19 protein-coding genes and 1 pseudogene are annotated in these 24,437 nt (G+C 69.0%); 14 read left to right on the top strand and 6 right to left on the bottom strand.

All coding sequences use genetic code 11. The features are described from left to right. Positions 1-76 precede the first annotated feature (76 nt). Positions 77-1,393 carry an ATP-binding protein gene (locus ACMGER_RS15510; protein WP_436813070.1) on the bottom strand — a complete coding sequence of 439 codons (1,317 nt, stop codon included), beginning with the start codon at positions 1,391-1,393 and terminating at the stop codon, positions 77-79. After that, positions 1,390-2,106 (bottom strand): response regulator transcription factor, encoded by a 717-nt coding sequence (locus ACMGER_RS15505; protein ID WP_436813069.1) that lies wholly within the window; start codon positions 2,104-2,106, stop codon positions 1,390-1,392. The genes ACMGER_RS15510 and ACMGER_RS15505 overlap by 4 nt, the downstream gene beginning before the upstream one ends. A 160-nt stretch (positions 2,107-2,266) precedes the next feature. Between ACMGER_RS15505 and ACMGER_RS15500 the strand changes: the two genes are divergently transcribed. From ACMGER_RS15500 to ACMGER_RS15485, 4 genes are all read left to right on the top strand, one after another. Beyond that, on the top strand, positions 2,267-2,518 hold the full coding sequence (locus ACMGER_RS15500; RefSeq protein ID WP_436813068.1) for a hypothetical protein: 252 nt from the start codon (positions 2,267-2,269) through the stop codon (positions 2,516-2,518). 186 nt (positions 2,519-2,704) lie between these two features. Then, a complete protein-coding gene (locus tag ACMGER_RS15495) occupies positions 2,705-4,465 on the top strand; it encodes a chloride channel protein (RefSeq protein WP_436813067.1) in 1,761 nt (586 codons plus the stop codon). Then, positions 4,458-5,588 carry a S1C family serine protease gene (locus ACMGER_RS15490; RefSeq protein ID WP_436813066.1) on the top strand — a complete coding sequence of 377 codons (1,131 nt, stop codon included), beginning with the start codon at positions 4,458-4,460 and terminating at the stop codon, positions 5,586-5,588. Before ACMGER_RS15495 ends, ACMGER_RS15490 begins: the two co-directional genes overlap by 8 nt. A 229-nt stretch (positions 5,589-5,817) precedes the next feature. Further along, the gene (locus ACMGER_RS15485; protein WP_436813065.1) at positions 5,818-6,549 is read left to right on the top strand and encodes a class I SAM-dependent methyltransferase; all 732 of its coding nucleotides are present in this window, start codon (positions 5,818-5,820) and stop codon (positions 6,547-6,549) included. Here ACMGER_RS15485 and corA read toward each other — a convergent pair. Continuing rightward, entirely contained in the window at positions 6,527-7,495 is a 969-nt protein-coding gene (corA, locus tag ACMGER_RS15480) for a magnesium/cobalt transporter CorA (RefSeq protein ID WP_436813064.1), read from the bottom strand. The two genes, ACMGER_RS15485 and corA, sit on opposite strands and share 23 nt — an antisense overlap. Positions 7,496-7,905: 410 nt before the next feature. Here corA and ACMGER_RS15475 point away from each other — a divergent pair, with 410 nt between their 5' ends. Genes ACMGER_RS15475 through ACMGER_RS15460 form a run of 4 tightly spaced genes read left to right on the top strand, consistent with a single transcriptional unit; the run spans position 7,906 to position 12,398 of the window. Next, entirely contained in the window at positions 7,906-8,625 is a 720-nt protein-coding gene (locus tag ACMGER_RS15475; protein WP_436813063.1) for an MgtC/SapB family protein, read from the top strand. A gap of 21 nt (positions 8,626-8,646) precedes the next feature. Beyond that, positions 8,647-10,392, top strand: a complete 1,746-nt coding sequence (locus tag ACMGER_RS15470; protein ID WP_436813062.1) for an ABC transporter permease — start codon at positions 8,647-8,649, stop codon at positions 10,390-10,392. 21 nt (positions 10,393-10,413) lie between these two features. Then, complete coding sequence (locus ACMGER_RS15465) at positions 10,414-11,718, top strand: ABC transporter ATP-binding protein (RefSeq protein ID WP_436813061.1); 1,305 nt, start codon at positions 10,414-10,416, stop codon at positions 11,716-11,718. After that, a complete protein-coding gene (locus ACMGER_RS15460; RefSeq protein WP_436813060.1) occupies positions 11,718-12,398 on the top strand; it encodes a PA4824 family protein in 681 nt (226 codons plus the stop codon). Before ACMGER_RS15465 ends, ACMGER_RS15460 begins: the two co-directional genes overlap by 1 nt. Before the next feature lie 85 nt (positions 12,399-12,483). On the opposite strand, the gene ACMGER_RS15455 is transcribed toward ACMGER_RS15460, so the two are convergent. The 3 genes and pseudogenes from ACMGER_RS15455 to ACMGER_RS15445 form a co-directional block, all read right to left on the bottom strand. Further along, positions 12,484-12,804 (bottom strand): hypothetical protein, encoded by a 321-nt coding sequence (locus tag ACMGER_RS15455; protein WP_436813059.1) that lies wholly within the window; start codon positions 12,802-12,804, stop codon positions 12,484-12,486. A 49-nt stretch (positions 12,805-12,853) separates the two neighbouring features. Continuing rightward, positions 12,854-14,116, bottom strand: coding sequence for an RNA polymerase sigma factor (locus tag ACMGER_RS15450; RefSeq protein ID WP_436813058.1), 1,263 nt, complete (start codon positions 14,114-14,116; stop codon positions 12,854-12,856). A gap of 162 nt (positions 14,117-14,278) precedes the next feature. Further along, positions 14,279-14,638 (bottom strand): annotated as a pseudogene (locus ACMGER_RS15445) (YciI family protein); the annotation flags it as partial. 268 nt (positions 14,639-14,906) lie between these two features. Here ACMGER_RS15445 and ACMGER_RS15440 point away from each other — a divergent pair. The 6 genes from ACMGER_RS15440 to ACMGER_RS15415 all read left to right on the top strand — a co-directional run bounded on the left by ACMGER_RS15440 (position 14,907) and on the right by ACMGER_RS15415 (position 24,392). Further along, positions 14,907-16,316 carry a Gfo/Idh/MocA family protein gene (locus tag ACMGER_RS15440; protein WP_436813057.1) on the top strand — a complete coding sequence of 470 codons (1,410 nt, stop codon included), beginning with the start codon at positions 14,907-14,909 and terminating at the stop codon, positions 16,314-16,316. Continuing rightward, positions 16,313-17,101 (top strand): 3-keto-disaccharide hydrolase, encoded by a 789-nt coding sequence (locus ACMGER_RS15435; RefSeq protein ID WP_436813056.1) that lies wholly within the window; start codon positions 16,313-16,315, stop codon positions 17,099-17,101. Before ACMGER_RS15440 ends, ACMGER_RS15435 begins: the two co-directional genes overlap by 4 nt. A 450-nt stretch (positions 17,102-17,551) precedes the next feature. After that, positions 17,552-19,840 (top strand): TonB-dependent receptor, encoded by a 2,289-nt coding sequence (locus tag ACMGER_RS15430; protein WP_436813055.1) that lies wholly within the window; start codon positions 17,552-17,554, stop codon positions 19,838-19,840. A gap of 3 nt (positions 19,841-19,843) precedes the next feature. Further along, positions 19,844-21,175, top strand: coding sequence for a spinster family MFS transporter (locus tag ACMGER_RS15425; RefSeq protein ID WP_436813054.1), 1,332 nt, complete (start codon positions 19,844-19,846; stop codon positions 21,173-21,175). After that, positions 21,172-22,809 carry a carboxylesterase/lipase family protein gene (locus ACMGER_RS15420; RefSeq protein ID WP_436813053.1) on the top strand — a complete coding sequence of 546 codons (1,638 nt, stop codon included), beginning with the start codon at positions 21,172-21,174 and terminating at the stop codon, positions 22,807-22,809. The genes ACMGER_RS15425 and ACMGER_RS15420 overlap by 4 nt, the downstream gene beginning before the upstream one ends. Beyond that, complete coding sequence (locus ACMGER_RS15415) at positions 22,806-24,392, top strand: AMP-binding protein (protein ID WP_436813052.1); 1,587 nt, start codon at positions 22,806-22,808, stop codon at positions 24,390-24,392. The genes ACMGER_RS15420 and ACMGER_RS15415 overlap by 4 nt, the downstream gene beginning before the upstream one ends. Positions 24,393-24,437 lie beyond the last annotated feature (45 nt).

Genomic DNA, 24,437 nt, shown 5'->3' with positions numbered 1-24,437 from the left:
CTGCGACCTCGGATCCCGGCTTTCGCCGGGAGGGTGGCAGAGAGAATCGGCTTCTCCTCGGAGACGGACGCCCGCCCTACGGGCGAGGCAGCACGATCTCGGCGGTCAGCCCACCCTCGGGCCGGTTGGTGAGGGAGAAAGCTCCGCCCTCGGCATCGACCGCGCGCACCACGATCGGCAGGCCGAGCCCGAAGCCCGAGGTATCGCGCGAACGCGCCCGGTCGAGCCGGACGAAGGGCTGCAGCACCTGCTGGCGCGCCTCCTCGGGAATGCCGGGGCCGTCGTCGTCGATGCAGACTGCTACCTCATGCCCGCGGTCGGCCAGCGACACGCGCGCGTTGCCGCCATAGTGGAGCGCGTTCTCGACCAGGTTGACGATCGCGCGCTTGATCCCGAGCGGACGCACGGTGAGCTCGCAATGATCGGGACCGGAATAGGTCGCCGGACGCCCTTGATCCGCGGCATTGCTGACGATCGTCGAGCACATCACGGCGAGATCGGTCGACATCGCCGGCTCGCTGTCCCCGTCCCCGCCCAAATAGGCAAGCAGCGAGGACACCATGTCCTCCATCTCGGCGACGTCCTGCTCGATCGCCGTGCGCAGCCCGTCGTCGGCGACCGCGTCGGCGCGCAGGCGCAGGCGCGAGAGCGGCGTGCGGAAATCATGGCCGACCGCGGCAAGCGCCTCGGTGCGGTCCTGGATCAGCCGGTGGATGCGGTCCTGCATCTCGTTGAAGGCGGTGATCACCCGCCGCACCTCGCCGGGACCCGCTTCCGGCACGCGCTCGATCTCCTGGCCGTGACCGACCCGATCGGCGACTTCGGCAAGGCGGCGGAGCGGCCGCAGCACCTGCCGCACCATCAGGCCGCCGATCACGATCAAGGCGATCGCGGGGGTGAGCGCGAGCAGCACTCGTCCGACCGCAAAATCGATCTGATGGAGCGGCTCCAGCGTCTGGAAATAGAGCCAGCTGCCGTCGTCGAGCCGCAGCGTGCCGGTGATATAGGCGTTGCGCCCCGGCGATTTCAGCCTCATGCGCAGGTCGCGTCTCGCCAGGTCCGGCTCCCACGCGATGATCTGCTTGTGCATCCGATCGAGCGAGGGGGCGACGCGCGGCGACGGCGGCAGGTGATCCTTCCAGCGGACCAGATAGCGCGAGGTGGTGAGCTCGCCCGCCATCCCGGAACGGTGCTGCGCCGGCTGCTCCTCGAGCAGCTTGCGCGCGATGACGAGGTGCTCGGCGAGCCGGTTGGCCTCGTCGTCGCGGATCGAGTAGCGGCTGGCACGCTCGTAGAGAAAGGTGGTCGCGCCATATTCGACCAGCAGCGCCAGCAGCAGGATCGCGAAGATGCGCCCGATGATGCCGAGCGGCAGGCGGGGGAGAAGCTTCAACGGCGCTCCACGGGGACATTGAGCATATAGCCGATCCCGCGCACGGTGATGATCGGCGCCGCCTTGCCCGCGCCCGAAAGCTTGCGGCGCAGGCGGCTGACCAGCACGTCGACGCTGCGGTCGGAGCTGTCGCCGAGCCGGGTGCGCGACAGCTCGATCAGCCGCTCGCGCGCGATCACGCGCTGGGCGTTGTCGCAGAGCGCGACCAGCAGGTCGAACTCGGCGCCGGTCAGCTCGACGATCGCGTCGGTCGGCGAATGGAGCTCGCGGCGCGGCAGGTGGATGGTCCAGCCGTCGAAGTGAAGCTCGCCCCGATCGCGCTTGCCGGCGTCGCCGTTGCCGTTGCCCGACCTGCGCCGCAGCACCGCGCGCACCCGCGCGACCAGCTCGCGCGTGCCGAACGGCTTGGCCAGATAGTCGTCGGCGCCGAGCTCCAGTCCGACGACGCGGTCAGTCTCGCTGCTCTTGGCCGAGACGAAGATGATCGGCACGTCGCTGTCGCGGCGGATCGCGCGGCACAGGTCGATGCCGCTGGTGCCGGGCAGCATGATGTCGAGCAGCACCAGGTCGACCGGTCCCGCCTCGAACGCGCGCCACATCTCGGGCGCGGAACCGGCCGGGCGGACGGCGTAGCCGTTCTCCTGCAGCGCGCGCGCCGTCAGCGTGCGGAGCGGCGGATCGTCTTCGACGAGGAGGATGGTCGGTGCAGTCATGTCAATCCGAGCGCCGGGAGGTATGGCGCGGGGCTCCGCCCGTCAACGGCGGTACCGCGATGCAGCAAACCAGCAACATTTCCTCACAATAGCGCCAAGGTCAGGAAAATCGACCTCCCTAGCTGCAGTAGGATTTTCATCCTGCCGAGGAGGCGTTCCCATGACCATCCTGACCACCACCGGCGCCGCGCTCGCGGCGCTCGTCACCGTACCCGCCGCCGACGCCCTGCGCCACCCGCACCTCGGCGCCGCGATCAAGGCCGGCTGCCACGTCCAGCAGGTCCACACGCCCGCGGGCAAGCCGGTCCAGTCCAGTCCGATCGTGCGCTGCCCGGCGGAATCCCGCGCGAAGCCGTCGCAGGCAGCTGCCGCCGACCCGGCCGTCAGCGCCTCGGCCACTGCCGAGCGCTGATCCGGCTCCTCACCTCCCCGGACGCGTTCAGGAACGCACTGGTCGCGGCATAAGGCGCCCTGCGTCTCTCCGATCGCCTCCAGCCCGGCGTCGGAGGTCGGACGTTCATCAGATGCGCCGCCATCAGATGCGCTGGCCATGGATCATCGGCCGGTGGACGCGTGCCTTCCCGCGGAATAGGGAGGCATGGTTCCGCAAGCCGAGATCATGACCGCCTCCCGAGCCATCCGTTTCCTCGCCGCCCAGCGGCGCCGCTTCAGGTCGAGCGAAGGCGCGCTGATCGCGCTGGCGATCGTCATCGGCCTGTGCGCGGGCGTGACGACGCTGATCCAGAGCCGGCTCGCCCATCTGGCCCAGCGGCTGCTCTACGGCCTCGACGTCGAGCGGCTGAGCGCGAAGGCGTCCGTCTCGCCGTGGAGCCTGCTCGCGCTGCCGCTCGGCGGCGCGCTGCTGGCGCTGCTCGGGCGCTTCGCGCGCCGGCGGAGCAGCGCTCCGGTCGACGTGGTCGAGGCCAATGCCCTGCACGGCGGGATCATCCCGGTCGGCGACAGCCTGTTCGTCTCGGCGCAGACGCTCATCTCCAACGGCGCCGGGGCCTCGGTCGGGCTCGAGGCCGCCTATGCGCAGATGGGCGGCGGCCTCGCCTCGGTCGCTGGGCAGCGCCTTCGCCTGCGGCGCAACGACCTGCGCGTGCTGGTCGGCGCCGGCGCCGGCGCGGCGGTCGGCGCGGCATTCGGCGCGCCGCTGACCGGCGCCTTCTATGCCTTCGAGATCGTGATCGGCGCCTACACGCCCGCGGCGATCGCGCCGGTGGCGGCCGCCGCCCTTGCCGCGGTGCTGACGATCCGAGCGTCGGGCGCGCCGGCCTATCTGATCGCGCTGCCCAGCGCGCACGCGATCGACACCGCCGACTATTTCCTGTTCGGCGCGCTCGGGCTGATCTGCGCGCTCATCGGCATCATCCTGATGCAGGCGGTGACGCTGATCGAGCTGCGCGTGCGCCAGTCCCCCATTCCGGATGCGTGGCGGCCGGTCGTCGGCGGCGTCCTGCTGATGCCGATCGCCTGGATGTCGCCGCAGGCGCTCTCGGCCGGGCACGGCGCGCTCCATCTCGACCTCACCATTCCGGTCAGCCTCGCCTTCCTCGCGACGATCTTCCTGCTCAAGATGCTGGCCTCGGCCGTCTCGCTGGGGTTCGGTTTCCGCGGCGGCCTGTTCTTCGCCTCGCTGTTCCTGGGTTCGCTGGCGGGGCAGATCTATGCCGGGCTGATCAACCTCGTCCCGGGGGCCGCGCCGGTCGACGCCACCGACGCCGCGCTGGTCGGCATGGCCGCCATGGCGGTCTCGGTGGTCGGCGGGCCGATGACGATGTCGATGCTGGTGCTCGAATCGACCCATGACTTCGCGCTGACCGGCGTGGCGATCACCGCCGCATTGTGCGCCAGCACGCTCGCGCGCGAGACCTTCGGCTTCTCCTTCTCGACCTGGCGGCTGCACACCCGCGGCGAGACGATCCGCAGCGCCCGCGATGTCGGTTGGATCAAGACGCTGACCGCGGGCCGGATGATGCGGCGCGGCGTGCCGACCGAGGACCGCTCGATCAGCATCGCCGAATTCCGGCGCCGGCACCCGTTGGGCTCGGCCACGCGCGTCATCCTGACGGGGCCGGACGGAACCTATACCGGCCTGGTCGTCACCGCGGCCGCCTATGCCCCCGGCGTCGACGCCGAGGCGCCGGCCCAGTCGCTCGCGGTCCTCGGCGACTGTGCGCTGCGGCCCGATGACGACGTCGTGGCGGTGATGCGGGCGTTCGAGCAGCGCGAGGCCGACGACCTCGCGGTGGTGGACTCCGCGCGGCGCGTGCTCGGGCTGCTTTCGGAGAAATATGTGCGGCGGCGCTATACCGAGGAGATCGAGAAGTCGCAGCGGGAGCTGTTCGGTGAGTGATCCGGCCGCGCCGGAGGCCGCCGAACCGCCGCCGGTGGTGGCCCCCGGCGGCCGATCGATGCTGCGTGCCGCCGGCGCCGCGGCGGTGATTCTGGCGGCGGTACTGGCCGGAGTCGCGATCGGCGCCAATGTCTGGCCGCGGATCACCAAGGTCGAGCAGCGCGTCGTCGAGCCGGTCCGCATCGCCACCAGCGCGCGGCCGGGGCTCGACGCCATCCCCGATCTGGTCGAGCGCAGCTGTCCCGCGATCGTGCTGCTTCGATCGGCGGGCGCCGCGGACAAGGCGCCGGCCAGCGCGGGGTCGGCGAAGGGACCGGCCGCCCCTCCGCCGGTGCGGGCGGTCGGCTTCGTCATTTCGGAGGATGGCTATCTGCTGACCTCGGCCGCGGCGGTGCCGGACGGCGACGTCGAGGCGGTGCTGGGCGACGGCCGCGTCGTTCCCGCCGCGCGCAAGGCCGCCGACGATCTGTCCGGGCTGGCGCTGTTCAAGGTCGAGGCCGGCACGCTCCCCGCGCTCCGGTTCGCCGACGACGGCTTTCCCCGGATCGGGCAGACGGGGCTCGCCCTCACCTCTCCGAACGGGACGGGCTGCATCGTCACCGCCGTGCTGGTGAGCACCGATTTCCTCGCCGGGGAGCCGGGGCTGCGCACCGGCCTGGAGGTGAGGCCGGCGCTCGATCCCACCCTCGCCGGAATGCCGGTGCTGGACCTCGCCGGACGCGTCATCGCCATCGCCGGCCTCGCTCCGCAGGACGATGCGGACGCCGATTCCACCGTCCTGCTGCCCGCCTCGACCGCCGACCGCGTGGCCGACGAACTGGTCCGGAACGGCACGTCGCCGGAAAACGCCTTCGGCTTCGAGGTCGAGGACGTCGGCCCCACCCTCGCCGCGCGTGCCGGCGCCAGCCGCGCACGCGGCGCGATCGTCTCGCTCATCGAGCAGAATTCGCCCGCCGACAAGGGCGGCCTCAGGGCCGGCGACGTAATCGTCGCCGCCGCCGGCCAGCCGGTGTCGAGCGCATCGGAACTGGCGCGCGCGCTCGACACCGGCAGGTCCGCGCTGACGCTCCAGGTCCAGCGGCGCTCGCAAGGCCTGACGCTCGATCTCCAGGACGGAGAATGAGCGCGCCGCCCGCCCGCGCGCGGATCACGGGCCTGAAGGACGGCGATTCCGTCGCAGAAGAAGCTGCTGGGGCGGCTCGCGATCTTGCTCGCGGCGGGCATTCTTCGCATCATCGCTCGCGATTAGCCGGTTGTATCGGCGCTTGGCCTGCAAGCGGCCATCGACTTCAATGGACGGCTGCATGACCTCACGAGAATTGACGGGACTGTTCCCTCTGCCCGAACAGCGAATGTCCCGGCCGAGTCACCGCGCGCTCTCCGATCTGAGCTACCGGCTGCTGTTCGGTGCGATCGGATGGCCATGGCTGCTCTACAGCCTGTGGGGCGGCACGCGGGCCAGCAAGGCCCGCCTGCTCGCGCGGCTCGAGCTCGAACCCGACGCGCTTCCTCATCTCGGAAGCTGGAAGGCGGATACCGGATTCCTCCACCGCATCGTCGACGCGGTGGAGGAGCTACGCCCCGGCACCGTGGTGGAGCTCGGCGCGGGCGCCTCGACGCTGGTCTGCGCGAAGGCCCTGAAGCTCCACGGCGGCGGCCGGCTGATCAGCTACGATCAGCACGCCGGCTTCGTCGAGGCGACATCCCGATGGCTCCGCGATCACGACGCTCCGGCCGACCTCCGCCACGCGCCGCTGGAGCGGACCGTACCGGATTGGCCGGGCCTCTGGTACGACCTCGGCGACCTCCCCGACACGATCGACCTGCTGATTATCGACGGCCCGCCCTGGTCGGTCCATCCGTTCGTGCGGGGCGCCGCCGAGACGTTGTTCGGCCGCCTGTCCCCCGGTGCCGTGGTGCTGCTGGACGATGCGGCGCGGCCGGGCGAGCGCATCGTCGCGCGATGGTGGCGCAAGCGCTGGCCCGACATCGCGTTCCGCCGGCTGTCCGGAAGCACCAAGGGAACGCTGCTCGGCCGGAACTGGCGCGGCGCCCCGCGCGTCACAACCAGCGCGCGCGCTTGAACCGGATGTAGAGCGTGACGCACAGCACGGCGATGATGCCGACGACGGCGAAATAGCCGTACTGCATCTTCAATTCCGGCATGTTCTCGAAATTCATGCCGTAGATGCCGGCGATCGCGGTGGGCACCGCCAGGATCGCCGCCCAGGCCGCGAGCTGGCGCGTAATCGTGCCCTGACGCTGCGATTCGAGCAGGTGGCTGACCTCGAATACCGAGGTCAGCACGTCCCGCAGCGAGCCGATCATCGCCTCGACGCGCTGCACATGATCGAGCACGTCCTGGAAATAGGGCCGGACCTCGGCATCGATGCACGGCAGGTCGAGATGGACGAGGCGCCCGCACAGCTCGGCCATCGGCCGGATGACGCGCTGGAACCGGATCAGCTCGCGGCGCAGGCGGAAGATGCGCATGATCTCCTCGCGCTCGAGGAAGGCGTCGAGCGCGCGCTGCTCCATATGGAGGACCTCCTCCTCGATCGTCTCGACGATCGGCAGGTAGCCGTCGACGATGAAGTCGAGGATCGCGTGGAGGACGTAGTCGACGCCGTGCTTGAGCAGCGACGGCGACGCCTCGAGCTGGGCGCGCAGCTCGGTATGTGCGCGCGCCGAGCCGTGGCGGACGGTGATGATATGGTCCTCGCCGACGAAGATCGCGGTCTCGCCGTAGAGGATGTGATCGCCGTCGAGATGGGCCGTGCGGGTCATCACGAACAGCTGGTCGCCATAGACGTCGAGCTTGGGCAGCTGGTTCGCCTTCAAGGCATCCTCGACGGCCAGCGGATGCAGGCCGTAGCCGTCCTGCAGCTTGCGGAGCTCGTCCTCGGTCGGCTCGAACAGGCCGATCCAGACGAATTCCGAACGATCCCCGGCACAGCGCATGGGCTGATCGAGCGAGATCGATTCCACGCCCTGGCCGTGGCGATACAATTGGGCCGCGATGACGCTCATGGACTCTCCGGGTCGTGCTTTCCCGCGCTGCCTAGCAGACCTCCGCCGGCGCAGGAACGACCGATCCGCCGGTGTGCCGGCAACCGCGCTTGACAATGCTGCATCGCGGGAGCAATCGCGCCGCTGTCGGTGCAACTCGCCGACGATCAGGAAAGCCAACCAACCATGCCAAGCGACAGTAGTCGATTGTCTGCGCCGCTGACGGCCTTCGGCCGAGCCTGATCCTGCATCAGTCTCGCCCCGGATGCCGAAGGCGGCGTCCGAACGAGGTGAGACATGAGCACATTTCCCCGTCCCCGCGACGTGGCTTCCGCCCTGCGCGTACGATGCGCAGGCGGCCCTGACCGGATCCGTCCGATTGCCCTTCCGTCCGCGGCGATCCGCGGGCGCGCCGGCTCCGTGGTGCGGCCGTGAACGCGTCGCTGCTCCCGCTCGACTGGCAGGCGCTGGCGACGAGCTTTGCCTGCCTCGCGGTCGCCTTCGTCCTCGGCACCGCGATCGGGCTCGAACGCCAGTGGCGCCAGCGCACCGCCGGGCTCAGGACCAACGTGCTGGTCGCGCTCGGCGCGGCCGCCTTCGTCGACCTCGGCCTGCGCACCGCCGGCCCTGACGGCGGGGTGCGCGTCGTCTCCTACGTCGTCTCAGGCATCGGCTTCCTCGGTGCCGGCGTCATCATGAAGGAAGGGACGCAGGTGCGCGGGCTCAACACGGCCGCGACGCTCTGGGCCTCGGCGGCGGTCGGCGCCTTCGCGGGCGGCCGCCAGCTTGCCGAGGCGGTGCTGGTCGCGGGTTTCGTGCTGGCGGGGAATACACTGCTGCGGCCGCTGGTCGAGTTCGTGAACCGCCGGCCGATCGAGCCCGGCCAGACCGAGGCGCTCTACCGCGTGCATCTCGTCTGCGCGCCCGGGCAGGTCGCGGGCGCACGCGACCTGCTCTTCGAGGAGCTGGAGCGGCTGCACTATCCGATCCGCGAGATCGAGACCCTGTCGGACAGTGAGGATTCGGTGGAGCTGGCGGCACTGCTGGTGCCGACGAGCGCGAACCATGCCGACCTCGACGCCGTCGCGGAGCATCTCGCGCGCCACCGCGGCGTGATGAGCGCCACCTGGACCGTCAGCACCACCAGCTGACCCGATGCCTGGAGACACACCATGAGCAAGGAAAAATCACGGGTCCGGGCGCTCCGTCCCTTCTCGCGCATGTTGCGCGTAACCGCGCCCAACCGGGCGGACGCCGTCGCCTTCCTGCTGCTCGCGGGTCTGGCGGTGCTCGTCATCCGCGGCGCCGAGGGCATGGCCGAGCCGCTGTCGCAGCTGCGCAGCGCGCCGATCGCCCTCGATCCGGCGAACCTGCCAGGCTATGCGCTGCGCACGACGCTGCGCATGTTCGCGGCGCTGTTCGCCAGCCTGGCCTTCACGCTGGTGGTGGCGACGCTCGCCGCGCGCAGCCGCCGCGCCGAGCAGATCATCGTCCCCGCGCTCGACATCCTCCAGTCGGTGCCGATCCTCGGCTTCCTCACCTTCACCGTCACCTTCTTCATGGGCCTGTTCCCGGGCCAGCAGCTCGGCGTCGAGCTGGCGGCGATCTTCGCGATCTTCACCAGCCAGGCGTGGAACATGGCATTCAGCTTTTACCAGTCGCTGCGCTCGATCCCCTCCGACCTTGAGGAGGTGTCGCGCGGGTTCGGCCTGTCGCCGCTGCGCCGGTTCCTGCGGCTGGAGCTCCCGTTCGCGACGCCCGCGCTGGTGTGGAACGCGATGATGTCGATGTCCGGCGGCTGGTTCTTCGTGGTCGCGTCGGAGGCGATCACGGTCGGCAATACCACCGTCGCGCTGCCCGGCATCGGCTCCTGGCTGGCGCTGGCGATCGAGCGGCGCGACTTCGCCGCGGTCGCCTGGGCGGTGGGCGCGATGGCGGTGGTGATCCTGCTCTACGACCAGCTGGTGTTCCGCCCGGTGGTTGCCTGGGCCGATCGCTTCCGCTTCGAGCAGACCGCCAGCACCGAGCGGCCGCGCTCCTGGGCCTATGACCTGTTCCGCCGCACCCGGCTGCTCCCGCTCATGTTCGCGCCGCTGACGTGGCTGGGCCGCCTGCTGCTCGCGCTCGATCGGGGCGCCGGCGAGAGCCGCCCGGTCCACGCCCGCGCGCATGGGCGTCTCGGCGAACTCGCCTGGCGGGTGCTGGTCGGCGTCGCGCTCGTCTATGCGCTGTGGGTCATCGGCCATTATGTCGCGCGCACGCTGCGGTGGGAGGATGGCGTCGCCGTCCTCGGCCTCGCTTGCCTCACCATGGCCCGCGTGCTGGCGCTGATCGCGCTCGCCAGCTTGATCTGGGTGCCGATCGGCATGTGGATCGGGCTCCGGCCGAAATGGGCCGAGCGGCTCCAGCCGGTCGCGCAGTTCCTCGCCGCCTTCCCCGCGAACGTGTTGTTCCCGTTCGCGGTGATCGCGATCGTCCATTGGCGCCTCAGCCCCGACGTCTGGCTGTCGCCGCTGATGATCCTCGGCACGCAATGGTACATCCTGTTCAACGTCATCGCCGGCGCGAGCGCAATCCCGACCGACCTGCGCGAGGCCGCCGGCATGTTCGGGGTGAGGGGCTGGCAATGGTGGCGGCAGGTCGCGCTGCCCGGAATATTTCCCTATTATGTCACCGGCGCGCTCACCGCCTCGGGCGGGTCGTGGAACGCCTCGATCGTCGCCGAGGCCGTGTCGTGGGGCGACGAGAAGCTCCACGCCGCGGGCCTGGGCGCTTTCATCGCCGATGCGACCGCCGCCGGCGACTATCCGCGCGTAGCGCTCGGCATCGCCACGATGTCGGTCTTCGTCATCGCCTTCAACCGGCTGCTCTGGCGGCCGCTCTACAGCTTCGCCGAGCGCCGCCTCCGCCTCGCCTGATCAGACAAGGAGCCTCGAACCATGGCCACCATCGTCGAAACCCGCCCCATCGTCCAGCTGTCCGGCGTCCGCCACCATTACGGCCGGGGACACGGCCAGATGCTCGTGCTCGACAATGTCGACCTGACGCTCAACGAGAACGAGATCGTCGGCCTGCTCGGCCGCTCGGGCTCGGGCAAGTCCACGCTGCTGCGTTCGATCGCCGGCCTCATCCGTCCGAGCGAGGGCGAGGTGCGGTTCGTGCCGGATGAGGATGGCCACGCGCCGACCGTCAGCATGGTCTTCCAGACCTTCGCGCTGTTCCCCTGGCTCACGGTGCTCCAGAACGTCGAGCTCGGCCTGGAGGCGCGCAAGGTACCCGCCGATGAGCGCCGGACCCGCGCGCTCGCCGCGATCGACCTGATCGGCCTCGACGGCTTCGAGAACGCCTACCCCAAGGAGCTGTCGGGCGGGATGCGTCAGCGCGTCGGGCTCGCCCGGGCGATTGTGGTCGATCCGTCGCTGCTGCTGATGGACGAGCCCTTCTCTGCGCTCGACGTGCTCACCGCCGAGACGCTGCGCACCGACCTGCTCGACCTGTGGTCGGAAGGGCGGATGCCGATCAAGTCGATCCTGATGGTCACTCACAATATCGAGGAAGCCGTGCTGATGTGCGATCGCATCCTCGTCTTCTCCTCCAACCCCGGCCGCATCGCCGGCGAGATCAGGGTCGACTTGCCGCAGCCCCGCGACCGGCTCGACCCTGCGTTCCGCGCGCTGGTCGAGGATATCTATGCGCGCATGACCGCGCGCGCACCGGTCGCGCCGGTGAGCGAGGGCCTGTTCCCCGGCACCGGTATCGCGATGGCGCTGCCGGTCGTCTCGACCAACGCGCTCGCCGGCCTGATCGAAGAAGTCCACGGCGCCCCGTTCGACGGCCGTGCCAGCATGGCCGAGCTCGCCGACCAGCTCCAGCTCGAGGTCGACGAGCTCTTCCCGATGGCCGAGACGCTCCAGCTCATGCGCTTCGCCGAGCTGACCGGCGCGGACCTCAGCCTGACGCCGGCTGCGCGGCGCTATGCAGAAGCCGATGTTGACGCGCGCAAGGCGCTGTTCGCGCAGGCGCTGCTCGCCCATGTCCCGCTTGCCGGGCACATCCGCCGCATCCTCGATGAGCGCATGGGCCATACCGCCCCGGCCCGGCGGTTCCGCGACGAGCTCGAAGATCATATGTCGCCCGACTATGCTACCGAGACGCTGAACGCGGTCACCCATTGGGCACGCTATGCCGAGCTGTTCGCCTATGACGAGGACGCCGACCAGTTCAGTCTGGAAGACCCCAGCTGATGCTGCGGACAGCGCGGGGGGCGTTCCTGCCGCCGGCGCTGCTGGCGGCGGCGCCGGCGCTCGCGTCCGGCGGCGCGCACGTCGTCGACGACGCGGCGGTCGAGACGCCCGGCACCTGCCATCTCGAGAACTGGCTGACGCTGACCGGCGGCCCGGGCGGCCTGCTCACCCTCGCGCCCGCCTGCACGCGCAAGGCCTGGCCGGACCTGGAGATCGGCGGGTTCGTCTCGCATGGCTGGACGCGCGATTCGGCCGACACGCTGATCGGCTTCACGCCAAAGCTCAACCTCCGCTCGGAAGAGCGCGGGGTCGGCATCGGCATCGCGGCCAGTCTCGGCTACGGCATCGACCGCGGCCGGATCGAGACGGCTTCGGTGATCGTGCCGGTGACGATCCCGGCCAGCAAGCGGCTGCGGTTCAATCTCAACGGCGGATGGCAATGGTCGAAAGCGGGCTTCGGTCACGACCTGTTCGTCGGCGGACAGGCCGAGTTCACGCTGAAACCCAACCTCAGTCTGATGGTCGAGGGGTTCGCGCGCGACAGCGGCAAGGCCGGCGGTCAGGCGGGCCTGCGCTGGACGACGGGCAAGGGACGGATCGACGTGGACGTGCTGGTCGGCCGCTACGTCGATGGGGTCACACCGACCGCGGTCACGCTGGGGCTCACGCTGCGGCGGTGAGGGAGAATTTCCTGCCGAGCCGCTATGCGGCCCGGCAGCGGACCTGTCCGCGACCACAACCCAATGCCTGGCCCTCGCGCTGATCTTACCAGCGCGACTTCATCGCCGTACCACCAACGAGCAGGGAGAGCAGGATCACGCCGAGGGCAAGGCGGGACCAGCCGATCGGCCTTGCCGGAACATCGGCGATGGCAGGAACCGAGACCAGCTCATAGCCGGAGGCGGGAGCGCCTGTGTCGCCGCCATTGGGTTCGGCGGCCGATCGGGAGCGCGAGGGCTGACCATCGACGAGCACGAGCGTGCGCGGGTTGATCGTGAACGCGAAACCGGACGCAGGCCCGCAAACCGATCCCGGCGAGGCCGTTCGGAAAAGGGACTTCGAACGAGCGCTCCGCTTGGTGATCACGCAACAGCATCGTGATCGGACGGCGCCTCAGCCACGGAGATCGATGCCCTCAATCACAAGCGTCCGCACGGGCGAGGAGAAATGCCCGTTCCCGCATGTTGCGGGTAAGCTTGGCTGCAGCCTCGAATGCGCAGCGAGCCTCGGCCAGCCGGCCGGCTCGAAACAGAAAGTCGCCCCTCGCCGCCGGCAGTGGCGCATAATTGCGCAGGACGGCCGCGTCGGCAATCTCGTCCACCAGCCGCAGGCCCGCTTCCGGCCCGAACGCCATGCTGTGGGCGATCGCGCGGTTGAGATCGACCACCGGCGAAGGCATCACCGCCCGCAGCCGGTCATAGAGCGCCGCGATGCGGGGCCAGTCGGTGTCGGCCGGCCTCGGCGCACGCGCATGGCAGGCAGCAAGCGCAGCCTGCAATGCATAGGGACCGCCGCCCCCGGAAACTTCGGCGAGCGCTTCGGCTCGGGCGAGCGCGTCGAGACCTCGGCGGATCAGCAGCTGGTCCCAGCGTGCGCGATTCTGCTCGGTCAGCGGTACGAAGGCGCCGTCCGGCCCGATGCGCGCCGGCAGGCGCGATGCCTGGATTTCCATCAGCGCCAGCAGGCCGAACACTTCGGCGTCTTCGGGCATCAGTCCCGCCAGGATGCGGCCCAACCGCGCGGCCTCCAGGCACAGGTTCGGCCGGACGAGGTCGTCGCCCGCCGTGGCAGCATAGCCTTCATTGAAGATGAGATAGATGACCTCCAGCACCGAGGAGAGCCGCGCCGCACGTTCGGCGCCGCGCGGCACCTCGAAGCTGAGTCCGGCCTTTCCGATCGTCTTCTTCGCGCGGACGATGCGCTGCGCGATCGTCGCCTCGCTCGACAGGAAAGCACGGGCGATCTCGTCCGTCGTCAGGCCGCCGACGACACGCAGCGTCAGCGCCGCACGGGCGTCGGCCGAAACTACGGGGTGACAGGCCGTGAAGATGAGACCGAGCAGTTCGTCGCCAAGATCGTCGTCCATGGCCACGCTCACGTCTGCGCCATCGGACTCGTCGCCCGGCTCCTGTGCGATCTCCTCGTGCTTGCGCGTCCGCATCTTGTCGCGGCGAATCGCATCGATGGCGCGGCGCTTGGCAGCCGTCATCAGCCAGGCGCCGGGATTGGCCGGAACGCCGGTCCTGGGCCATTGGGAGAGGGCGACGACCAGGGCGTCCTGTGCCAGTTCCTCGGCAAGGTCGATATTGCGCACCAGCCGGGCCAGGCTCGCGATGAGCCTGGCCCGTTCGATGCGGAAGGTCGCTTCGATCGCCTGGTGCGTCCCGCCTGCGGTCATGCTGCCTTGTCGGCCAAAGCCGTAAGGCGGGCAAGGCGGCGGCGGCCGACAGGCTCAGGTTCCGAGACCGCCGAGAGCACCCGCCGGACCAAGAGTGCCGCTGAGCTTTTCACGCATACGGCTGCGGATTTCCTTGGCCTCCGGCGTAAAGCTCTCCTCGAAGTCAGCCATCTCGTACAGCGGCCGGATCTCGATCTCGCTCGGCCCCAGCATCGGGTTGGGGCAACGCTTCACCCAGGCGACCGCCTCGTCCATATCCTTGACCTCCCAGAGCCAGAAGCCGGCGACCAGTTCCCGGGTCTCGGCAAAGGGCCCGTCGATGACTGTTCGGTTTGGACCATCGAATGCGATCCGCTTGCCCTGCGAAGAAGGCTTGAGGCCGTCGCCGGCGAGCAGGATGCCAGCCTTGACCAGCTCCTCGTTGAATCTGCCCATCGCCTCGAACATCGCCGCCGTCTCAGGTGTGGGGGAAATGCCCCGTTCGCTGTCTTCGGTCGCTTTCACGAGCACCATCACACGCATTGCCTGTCTCCTTGTCTGAGCCGGCCCCATCGCCTGGCATAGCAAACGACGAACGGGGTTTCCGGAAATCGACATCGTCCCGCAAATTTTTCGCCAGCTGCGGCGCAGGGCGCGAATGGCTCTTCCAGCACGGAAACCGCGGCACGCAGCGCAAGGCATATCCGATCGAAACGCGGTTCAAACAGCCCCAAATGCGGCGGCGCGAGTCCAGTCGATCTTGCGCAACCCGCCGCGGCCGGACATCAGGGCGGAACCGGGAGAGGAAGCGATGACGATCGACCGACGTTCGTGGCTCAAGGGGATGACCATCGCGGCCGCAGGGTTGATCACCGCACCGGCTTATGCGGCGTCGCGCAAGCGCAGGATTTCTCCCGGCGATCGGGTCAACGTCGCGGTCATCGGCGCCGGCGGCATGGGCGCTGCGAACATGGAGCAGCTCACTAGCCAGAACATCGTGGCCATTGCCGATCCGGACCTTTCGTACGTCGCCAAGGCGTTCGTGGACGGCAAGGGCGCGCCGATCACCCGCCGCGGCCCGCTCAAGGCCGCCTACGACAAGGCGGACAAATATGCCGATTACCGGCGGATGCTGGACGCCCGCAAGGATATCGACGCGGTCGTCATCGCCACACCGGACCAGCATCACGCCGTCGCTGCGAAGATGGCGATGGAGCGGGGCCTGCATGTCTATGTGCAGAAGCCGCTCACCTATACCGTGCGCGAGGGCCGCGTGCTCGACGCCCTCGCGCGGAGCAACCCCCGCCTCGTCACCCAGATGGGCAACCAGGGCCATTCGGGTGACGACGGCCGGCGCGTGGTGGAGCTGATCCGCGGCCGCGCGATCGGCGACGTGCGCGAGGTCCATGTCTGGACCAACCGGCCGATCTGGCCGCAGGGCGTCGCGCGGCCGGCGCCGCAGCCGGCGCCCGCCAGCCTCGACTGGGACGTCTGGCTGGGTCCGTCGACGGTCGGCTGGGGCTATAATCCGCTCTATGCGCACTTCAACTGGCGCGGCTGGGTGCCGTTTGGTTGCGGAGCCCTTGGCGACATGGGCGCGCATCTCATCGACTTCCCGGTCTGGGCGCTGGAGACGGGACTGCCGACCCGGGTCGAGACGCGCCACTCCGCCTGGGGCGAGAGCGAGCGGCCGCAGGATATTGCCGAGGGCGATCAGCGGGGCAGCTATCCGCTCGCCACCGTCACCCATTTCGAGTTCGGCAACGCCAGGGGCGGACCAGTCAGGCTGACCTGGTATGACGGCGGCCTGATGCCGGCTACGCCTCGTGGCCTCCCGCCGACCGCGATCATGAATCCCGAGGGCGGCGTGCTGTACGTCGGCAGCCGGGGCATGTTGATGCATGAGACCTATGGCGAGAGGCCGGTCCTGATCGGGGACGGCGTCGCCGAGCGCGCCGCGACGATCCCGCCGTCGCTGCCGCGCGTCCTGGGCGGCCTGCACGGTCACGAGATGAACTGGATCCGCGCGATCCGCGGCGAGGAGACGATCTCCTCGCCCTTCGCGGCGGCGGTGCCGCTCACCGAAACCATGCTGCTGGGCATCGTGGCGATGCGTGCCGGCCAGCCGATCGAATACGACGGCGCGGCGGGACGGATCACCAACCTGCCCGACGCGAACCGCTACCTCGACCGCACATACCGAAAGGGATGGGAGTTATGAAATTGATCCTTCTGAGCGCCGGCCTGCTGCTTGCCGCTCCGCTTGCCGCGGCTGTGCAGGAAACCAAGCCCAAGCCCGAGGATACCGAGCAATGGTCTCCCGCGGTGCCGGTCGTGACCCCGGGCAGGAGCGAGACCGCGTCGCCGCCGTCCGACGCGACCGTCCTGTTCGACGGCAAGTCGCTCGATCGCTGGGCGAGCGTCAAGGACGGCTCGCCGGCACGCTGGACGGTGGCGGACGGCGTGATGACGGTGCTGAAGGAGGCCGGCAACATCCAGACGCGCCAGTCGTTCGGCAGCTATCAGCTCCATCTCGAATACCGCATCCCCGCGGACGTCACCGGCAAAGGGCAGCTGCGAGGCAACAGCGGCCTCTTCCTAGCATCCACCGGGCCGGGAGATGCCGGGTACGAGCTGCAGATCCTGGACAGCTATCAGAACGACACCTACGTCAACGGCCAGGCGGGCAGCATCTACAAACAATATCCGCCGCTCGCCAATCCGGTGCGCAAGCCGGGCGAATGGCAGAGCATCGACGTCCTCTGGACCAAGCCGACCTTCGCCGCCGACGGATCCGTGAAGACCCCCGCCTATGTCACGGCGTTCATCAACGGCGTGCTCGTGCAGGATCATGTCGCGCTGCGCGGCGAGACCCTCTATATCGGGAAGCCGAGCTACAAGGCCTATGATCGCGCGCCGATCAAGCTGCAGGCGCACGGCGATCCCAGTCCGCCGATCAGCTTCCGCAACATCTGGGTCCGCGAACTCGGGAACGCCGCCGGGTGACGATGCGGTGTTGGCGCCGAGGTGCAGCCAGGGCGGGCCTACGCGAGCTTGGATGCGGGCGCTTCCGAGACGCCAGGCCTCTCGTATTCGCCCCCTGCCGCGCTAGGAGCAAATTGCGAAAACCTGACCCATAGTCGCCACTCCGGCCCCTTCGGCAAGCTCAGGGCAGACTTGTTCCGGGGGCCACCGGCGGCCAAGCTCAGGTCTCACGGTTCCGATTGAACGTGGACGCCGCCCCGCATGGAGGGATGCCGGACCACGTCCGGCATGACGACGAAGGTTTGTACAGGCCACCCTGAGCTTACTCGATGCGGCGACACGACACCACATCGCCATGGCCCATCCACAATATTCACACTCTAGTTAGTGAATGTTGACAGCGGCGAATGCTCGCTGCATCATCCCTGCCAGAGCCGGCACTCGAATGATCGGCCATCTGGGAGAGAGAGCATGGGGGCATCAATCCTCGGGTCGGCTTGCATCGTTGCGATCGCGGTCGGCGTAACGCCGGCCTCGGCTCAAACGAGCGATCCGCAGACGACAGCCGACACGTCGACTTCCGCGCAGGGCGACATCCGCAAAGGCACCGAAAACGACATCGTCGTCACGGCAACGCGGCGCGAGGAGCGCATCCAGGACGTGCCGATCAGCGTCACCGCCTTCGGGCAGGAGCAGTTGACCGAGAAGGGGATCGTCGGCTTCGAGGGGATAGCGCGCGAGACGCCGGGGGTGGTGCTCAATCGGCCGACGCAGAATTTCAACAACTTCACCTCGCGCGGCATCGCGACCAACGGCTACAACGCCAATCTCCAGAGCTCGGTCGCGGTCTACATCGACGAGCTGCCGATCTCGACGATCGGCAACACGACGGTCGTCGATCCCAACCTGTTCGACGTCGAGCGCGTCGAGTTCCTGCGCGGGCCGCAGGGCACGTTGTTCGGCTCCGGCTCGCTGTCGGGTGCGATGCGCATTCTCACCAAGAGCCCCGACCTCAACGACTTCGACGCCTCGGGGCTCGTCGATCTGGGCCTGACCGGCTCGGACAGCTTCCGCCAGCGCTACAATCTGATGGTCAACGTGCCGCTGGTCACCGACAAGCTCGCGGTGCGCGGCGTCGGCTTCTACCGCCATGAGGAAGGTTATCTCGACAACGTCGGCACGGGCGTCGACAATGCGAACACGCTGGTCGACTGGGGCGGCCGCGGCATCGTGCTGTGGCGGCCGACCGACCGGCTCTCGATCCGGCTGCTCGGCTCCTACGAGGACAGCGATCCCAGGGATTCGTCGCTCACCAGTCCGTCGCTCGGCCGCGAGAAGCGCATCTCGGACCAGCCGGACCTGTTCTCCGGCAAGCAGACGATCATCAACGGCACGATCGAATATGAGTTCGATTTCGCCAAGCTGACCAGCTCATCGACCTATTCGGACTTCGACCAGAAATTCTATGTCGACCTGGCGAACACCTTCAACTTCGCCATCGCCTTCGGCCTCGACGCCGATGCCTATGACAAGGTGTTCGTCCAGGAGACGCGGCTGGCCTCGACGCTCGACGGGCCGCTCCAGTTCGTCGTCGGGGGCTTCTATCTCCATCGCCGGCGCGACGTGGACTATTTCTACCGCTCGTCGCTCGACTTCCTCGAAGCGCGCGGCATCACCGGCCTGCCCGATCAATATTACCAGAAACAGTTCACCCATGCGAACACCGAGGAGCTGGCCGGCTTCGGCGAGCTGACCTACCGCTTCTCGAACCGCTTCTGGCTCACCGGCGGGATGCGCTACGGCCGGATCACCGCGCAAGGCTTCACCGAAGCGGGCGGCTACAACAGCAACTATCTCACCAACGCGCTGCTCGGCATCCCCGGCCCGCTGACGCTCACGCCCTATACTGCGACGACCGGCGTGAAGGCGCGCGGTTCGAAACCGTCGTGGAAGGCGAGCGCCTCGTTCAAGCCGAGCGAGACGCTGACCACCTACGCGACCTTCTCGACCGGCTTCCGCGGCCCGATCGTCAACGCGTTCGCCGGCCGGCCGAGCGTGGTGAACCCGAACGACATCGTCATTCCCTATGGCGCCTCGTCGGACGACCTCAAGAGCTACGAATTAGGTGCCAAGGGGCGCTGGCTCGACGGCCGCGTCAGCATCAACCTCGCCCTCTACCTGATCGACTGGAGCAACATCCAGGCGCAGGCGAACCGCGTGTCGGACTCGGTGCAGTTCGCCACCAACATCGGCGCGGCGCGCAGCAAGGGCTTCGAGGTCGAGATGAGCGTCATCCCGGCCAAGGACGTCCTCATCGGCCTCAACACCGCCTACAACGACGCCAAGATCACCAAGCTGACGCCCGAGGAGGCGGCGATCTCCGGCGCGGTGCTCGGCCACCGGCTGTCGGCGCCGCGGCTGCAGGGCTCGACCTACGTCTCCTACGGCTTCGATCTCGGCAACGACACCAAGGCCAATCTGGCGGTGAACGCACAATATGTCGGGTCCTACAACAGCTCGTTCCCGAACACGCCGGGCAACCCGAATCTCAGGCTCGCGACCTTCGGCGAGACCGACGAATATGTGAACGTCAACGCCACGCTCGGCCTCAAGCGGCGGAGCTGGTCGGCCCAGCTCTACGTCGAGAACGTGTTCGACGACCATTCGGTGGTCTACATCCACCCCGAGGCGTTCCTGGCGAGCCGGTTCGGTACGCTCCGGCCGCGCACCGTCGGCATCCGCCTCGGCTACGGGCTCTGACCGGTGCCGGCCGGCGTCTCCCAGCCCCTCGGCACAGCGCGCGCCGCCGCCATTCTCCCCGGGACGAAGCCGGGCGCCCGCGCCTGGTTCGTCCTGGGGATGCTCTGCTTCGTCTATGTGCTGAACTTCCTCGACCGGCAGCTGCTCTCGATCCTCGTTAAGCCGATTCGTGACGAGCTGCATCTGAGCCACGGCCAGATCGGCATGATCAGCGGCCTCTATTTCGCGCTATTCTATTGCCTGATCTCGATCCCCGTCGCCTGGTTCGCCGACCGGTCGAACCGGGTGCGGGTGCTGTCCCTCGCCTGCGCGCTGTGGAGCGCGGCGACCGCGGTGTGCGGCTTCGCGGCCAGCTATCCGCAGCTCGTCGCGGCGCGGATGACCGTCGGCATCGGCGAAGCGGGCGGCGTGCCGCCCTCCTATGCAATCATCTCGGACTATTTCCGGCCGGGCACGCGGGGCACCGCGCTGGGGCTGTACAATCTGGGCCCGCCGCTCGGCAATGCGCTCGGGGTTGCCTTCGGGGCGTCGATCGCTGCGGCATTCAGCTGGCGCGATGCCTTCGTGGCGGTCGGCGCGGTCGGCATCGTGACGGCATTGCTGGTATGGCTGACCGTGCGCGAGCCCGTGCGCGGCGGGCTCGATGCCCCGGCCCGCGCCGATGCAGCTCCGGCCAAGGCGCCGTTCTGGGCGACCTGCCGCATGTTCTTCAGGCGCCGGGTGCTGCTGCTCGTCGCGCTCGCGACCGGCGCCAACCAGTTCATCACCTATGCCACCGGCAATTTCGCCACGCTTTTCCTGATGGAGGAGAAGGGCATGACGCTCGAGCAGGTCGCGCTCTGGTACGCGCTGCTCATCCTCTTTTCGATGGGCGGCGGCATCTTCCTCGCCGGCCGGCTGGTCGACCGGCTCGTGCCGCGCGACAAGCGTGCCTATGCGCTCGTCCCGGCGGCGGGGCTGGTGGTGGCGGTGCCCTTCTTCATCGGCTTCGTCTGGGCGCCGGGCTGGCAGCTGGCGATGTTGATGCTCATAGTGCCGACGGCGCTCAACTATTTCTACCTCTCACCCGCGGTCGCGCTGGTGCAGGAGGAGGTCCGGCCCAACGAGCGGGTGATGGCGGGCGCGTTGCTGCTGCTCGTCATGAACCTGATCGGGCTCGGGCTCGGCCCTACCTATCTGGGCGCGGCCAGCGACTGGTTCCGCGCGAGCCATCCCGGCAACCCGCTGCAGCTCGCCTTCTACACGCTCGTGCCCTTCTACGGGCTCGCCGTGCTGCTCTTCCTGATGCTCGCCCGCGCGATCCGCCGCGAGACCCGAGAGACCCAAGACAGATGATGCACTCGATCCTGCGTATCGGCGCGCTTGCTGCGGGCGCGCTCCTGGGTGTCGGCGCGGCCTGGGCCGGCCCGGTGGCCCATGCCCCTGCCGGGGTTGCGGAAGGCGTGACCGCGGGCAGGATCAACATCTTCCGCGGCCTGCCCTATGCCCAGCCGCCGGTCGGTCCGCTGCGCTGGAAGCCACCAGTCGGACTTCCCCCCTGGCAGGGCGTGCGCAAGGCGACGTCGTTCGGCCCCGCCTGCGTCCAGCCGCGCCCGCGCGTCCAGAGCATCTACGCCAATCCGCCCGAGCGGATGAGCGAGGACTGCCTCGTGCTCAACGTCTGGACGCCCAAGGATGCCCGCAACCTGCCGGTGTTCGTGTGGATCCACGGCGGCGCGCTGGTCGGCGGATACGGCCATGAAGGGACCTATGACGGCGCGCGCATGGCGGCGAAGGGGATGATCGTCGTCTCGATCAACTATCGGCTCGGCATCCTCGGCTATCTCGCCCACCCGGCGCTGAGCGCGGAATCGCCCGAGGGCATCTCGGGCAATTACGGCCTGCTCGACCAGATCGCGGCGCTGCGCTGGGTGAAGCGCAATATCGGCGCGTTCGGCGGCGATCCCGCCAATGTGACGATCGCAGGAGAGTCGGCCGGCGCGCTCAGCGTCATGTACCTGATGGCCTCACCCAAGGCGCGCGGCCTGTTCCACAAGGCGATCGCGCAGAGCGCCTACATGATCACCACGCCCGAATTGCGCGAGGCACGCCACGGCCTGCCGTCCGCCGAGACGGCGGGAACCGAGATCATGGCCAAGGTCGGCGCCGCCGATCTCGCCGCTCTTCGGATAATGGACGCGGAGAAGCTCACCCGGGCGGCCGCCGATGCCGGCTACGGCCCCTGGGGAGCCGTCGACGGCAAGGTCCTGACGCGCCAGCTCGTCGATACCTTCGACCGCCGCGAGCAGGCACCGGTGCCGATCCTCGTCGGCTTCAACAGCGGCGAGATCCGCACGCTGCGCTTTCTCCTGCCGCCTGCGCCGGCCAGCGCCGCGGGGTACGAAGAGGCGATCCGCAGCCGATATGGCGATCTCGCCGACACGTTCCTGCGCCTCTATCCGTCGAGTTCGATCGGAGAGAGTATGCTGGCCGCGACGCGCGACGCGCTCTACGGCTGGACCTCCACCCGCCTCGCGATCAAGCAGGCCGCGATCGGCCAGCACGCCTATCTCTACCTGTTCGACCATGGCTACCCGGCCGCGGACGAGAACGGGATGCACGCCTTCCACGCCTCCGAGCTTCCCTATGTCTTCGGAACCGCGAGCGAGACGCCGCCCCTCTGGCCCAAGGTCCCGGACACGCCGGCCGAGCGCAGTCTGTCCGACGCGATGATGGCCTATTGGACCGCCTTCGCGAAGACCGGCGACCCGGTCGCGCCCGGCCGGCCGGCGTGGCAGCCCTATGGCGAGGGCGCTCATTACATGGCCTTCGTCCAGGCGCCGCGGCCGGGCACCTACCTCTTCCCGAACATGTACGCGCTGCACGAGGCGACCGTCTGCCGCCGGCGAACCGCAGGCGACCTCCCGTGGAACTGGAACACCGGCGTGATCTCCCCCGTGCTGCCGCCGAAGGGCAAGGGCTGCCAATGATCGACGGAAGCACGCAGGACTATCCGCTGACGCTCGACAAGTTCCTGCACCATGCCGCCAAATGGCACCCGAATGCCGAGGTCGTCACCGCGCGCGATGATGGTCGGATCGACCGGATCGGCTATGCGGAGCTCCGGGCGCGGGCGCTGGCGGTCTCCTCGATCCTCGCCGGCTTTGGCGTCCGCTTCGGCGACCGCGTCGCGACGCTCGCCTGGAACAGCCAGGCGCATGTCGAGGCCTGGTACGCGATCATGGGCATGGGTGCGGTCTGCCACACGCTCAACCCGCGCCTCACTGCCGCTCAGCTCGCCTGGATGACGGTCCAGTCCGAGGCGAGATTGCTGGTCGCCAGCGCCGACCTGCTTCCGCTGGCGCTCGGTATCGCCGGGCAGGCTCCCGCACTTGAGCGCATCCTGGTGATCGACGGCGACGCAGGCGCCGATCCCGGAGGCAGACCGGCGATCATTGCACTCGAGCCGCTGACCGCAACCGTGCCGCCCGACATCGCCTGGGGCGGCTTCGCCGAGACCGCGCCCTCGGGCCTCTGCTTCACCTCCGGCACGACCGGCGCGCCCAGAGGCGTCACCTACACGCACCGCTCGAGCTTCCTGCACACGCTTCGCCTGCTGCAGGCCGACGTCATGGCGATCTCCGGCCGCGACAGCGTGCTGGCGGTCGTGCCGATGTTCCACGCCAACGCCTGGGGCCTGCCCTTCGCCGTGCCGGCCGCGGGCGGCAAGCTGGTGCTGCCCGGCCGACACAACGACGGCGCGAGCCTTGCGCGGCTGATCGCGGCGGAAGAGGTCACCGTCGGCGTCGGCGTGCCCACTGTCTGGCTGGGACTGGTCGAGCATCTTGAGGCCCGCGGCGGCGCGCTGCCGAGCCTCAGGCGGATCATCGTGGGCGGCGCGCCGATGGCGCCGGCGCTGATGGAGCGGATCGAGCGGCGGCTGGGCCTCACCGTGCAGACCAGCTGGGGCATGACCGAGCTCTCTCCCTCCGGCACGGTCGCCGTGCCCGATGATCCCGCACGGTCGGCGGCAGTCTCCGGCAAGCCGGCGATCGGCGTCGACCTGCTGATCACCGATGCGGACGGGCATCCCCTGCCCGACCAGCGCAATGCCGAGGGGCACCTGCGCGTCCGCGGCGCGGCGGTGATCGAGCGCTATTTCGGGCACGAGGAGAGCGCGACCGACGCGGACGGATGGTTCCCGACCGGCGACCTCGCGCGGATCGACGCGCAGGGCAATCTGATCATTACCGGCCGCGCCAAGGACCTGATCAAGTCGGGCGGCGAATGGATCAATCCGGCCGAGATCGAGGCGCTGGTGGGAGCGCTGCCCGAGGTCGCGCTCGCCGCCGTCATCGGCAGGTCCGATCCCAAATGGGGCGAACGGCCGATCCTGCTGGTGGAGGTGCGGCCCGAGCGGCAGGTAAGCGACGAGGCGCTGCTCGGCGCACTGGACGGCAGGATTGCGCCCTGGTGGATCCCCGACGAGGTGATCCGCCTGCCCGCGATGCCGCTCGCCGCCACCGGCAAGATCGACAAGCTGCGGCTGCGCGCCGAATATGGCGGCGCCTGACCTTGGGGCCGGTGCACTCGCCCGCTTGACGCTCGCGCGCGCAGC

Origin of the sequence: Sphingomonas astragali (genome assembly GCF_051400615.1) — a bacterium.
Lineage (GTDB): Bacteria > Pseudomonadota > Alphaproteobacteria > Sphingomonadales > Sphingomonadaceae > Sphingomonas.
This window is presented reverse-complemented; position numbering and strand designations above follow the sequence as displayed.

Bases quoted from the DNA above. Each gene is read 5' to 3' on its own strand.
- ACMGER_RS15500 (WP_436813068.1), top strand. From the start codon at position 2,267: ATGACCATCCTGACCACCACCGGCGCCGCGCTCGCGGCGCTCGTCACC.
- ACMGER_RS15495 (WP_436813067.1), top strand. From the start codon at position 2,705: ATGGTTCCGCAAGCCGAGATCATGACCGCCTCCCGAGCCATCCGTTTC.
- corA (WP_436813064.1), bottom strand. From the start codon at position 7,495: ATGAGCGTCATCGCGGCCCAATTGTATCGCCACGGCCAGGGCGTGGAA.
- ACMGER_RS15485 (WP_436813065.1), top strand. From the start codon at position 5,818: ATGTCCCGGCCGAGTCACCGCGCGCTCTCCGATCTGAGCTACCGGCTG.
- ACMGER_RS15465 (WP_436813061.1), top strand. From the start codon at position 10,414: ATGGCCACCATCGTCGAAACCCGCCCCATCGTCCAGCTGTCCGGCGTC.
- ACMGER_RS15460 (WP_436813060.1), top strand. From the start codon at position 11,718: ATGCTGCGGACAGCGCGGGGGGCGTTCCTGCCGCCGGCGCTGCTGGCG.
- ACMGER_RS15435 (WP_436813056.1), top strand. From the start codon at position 16,313: ATGAAATTGATCCTTCTGAGCGCCGGCCTGCTGCTTGCCGCTCCGCTT.
- ACMGER_RS15450 (WP_436813058.1), bottom strand. From the start codon at position 14,116: ATGACCGCAGGCGGGACGCACCAGGCGATCGAAGCGACCTTCCGCATC.
- ACMGER_RS15440 (WP_436813057.1), top strand. From the start codon at position 14,907: ATGACGATCGACCGACGTTCGTGGCTCAAGGGGATGACCATCGCGGCC.
- ACMGER_RS15505 (WP_436813069.1), bottom strand. From the start codon at position 2,106: ATGACTGCACCGACCATCCTCCTCGTCGAAGACGATCCGCCGCTCCGC.
- ACMGER_RS15470 (WP_436813062.1), top strand. From the start codon at position 8,647: ATGAGCAAGGAAAAATCACGGGTCCGGGCGCTCCGTCCCTTCTCGCGC.
- ACMGER_RS15420 (WP_436813053.1), top strand. From the start codon at position 21,172: ATGATGCACTCGATCCTGCGTATCGGCGCGCTTGCTGCGGGCGCGCTC.
- ACMGER_RS15415 (WP_436813052.1), top strand. From the start codon at position 22,806: ATGATCGACGGAAGCACGCAGGACTATCCGCTGACGCTCGACAAGTTC.
- ACMGER_RS15430 (WP_436813055.1), top strand. From the start codon at position 17,552: ATGGGGGCATCAATCCTCGGGTCGGCTTGCATCGTTGCGATCGCGGTC.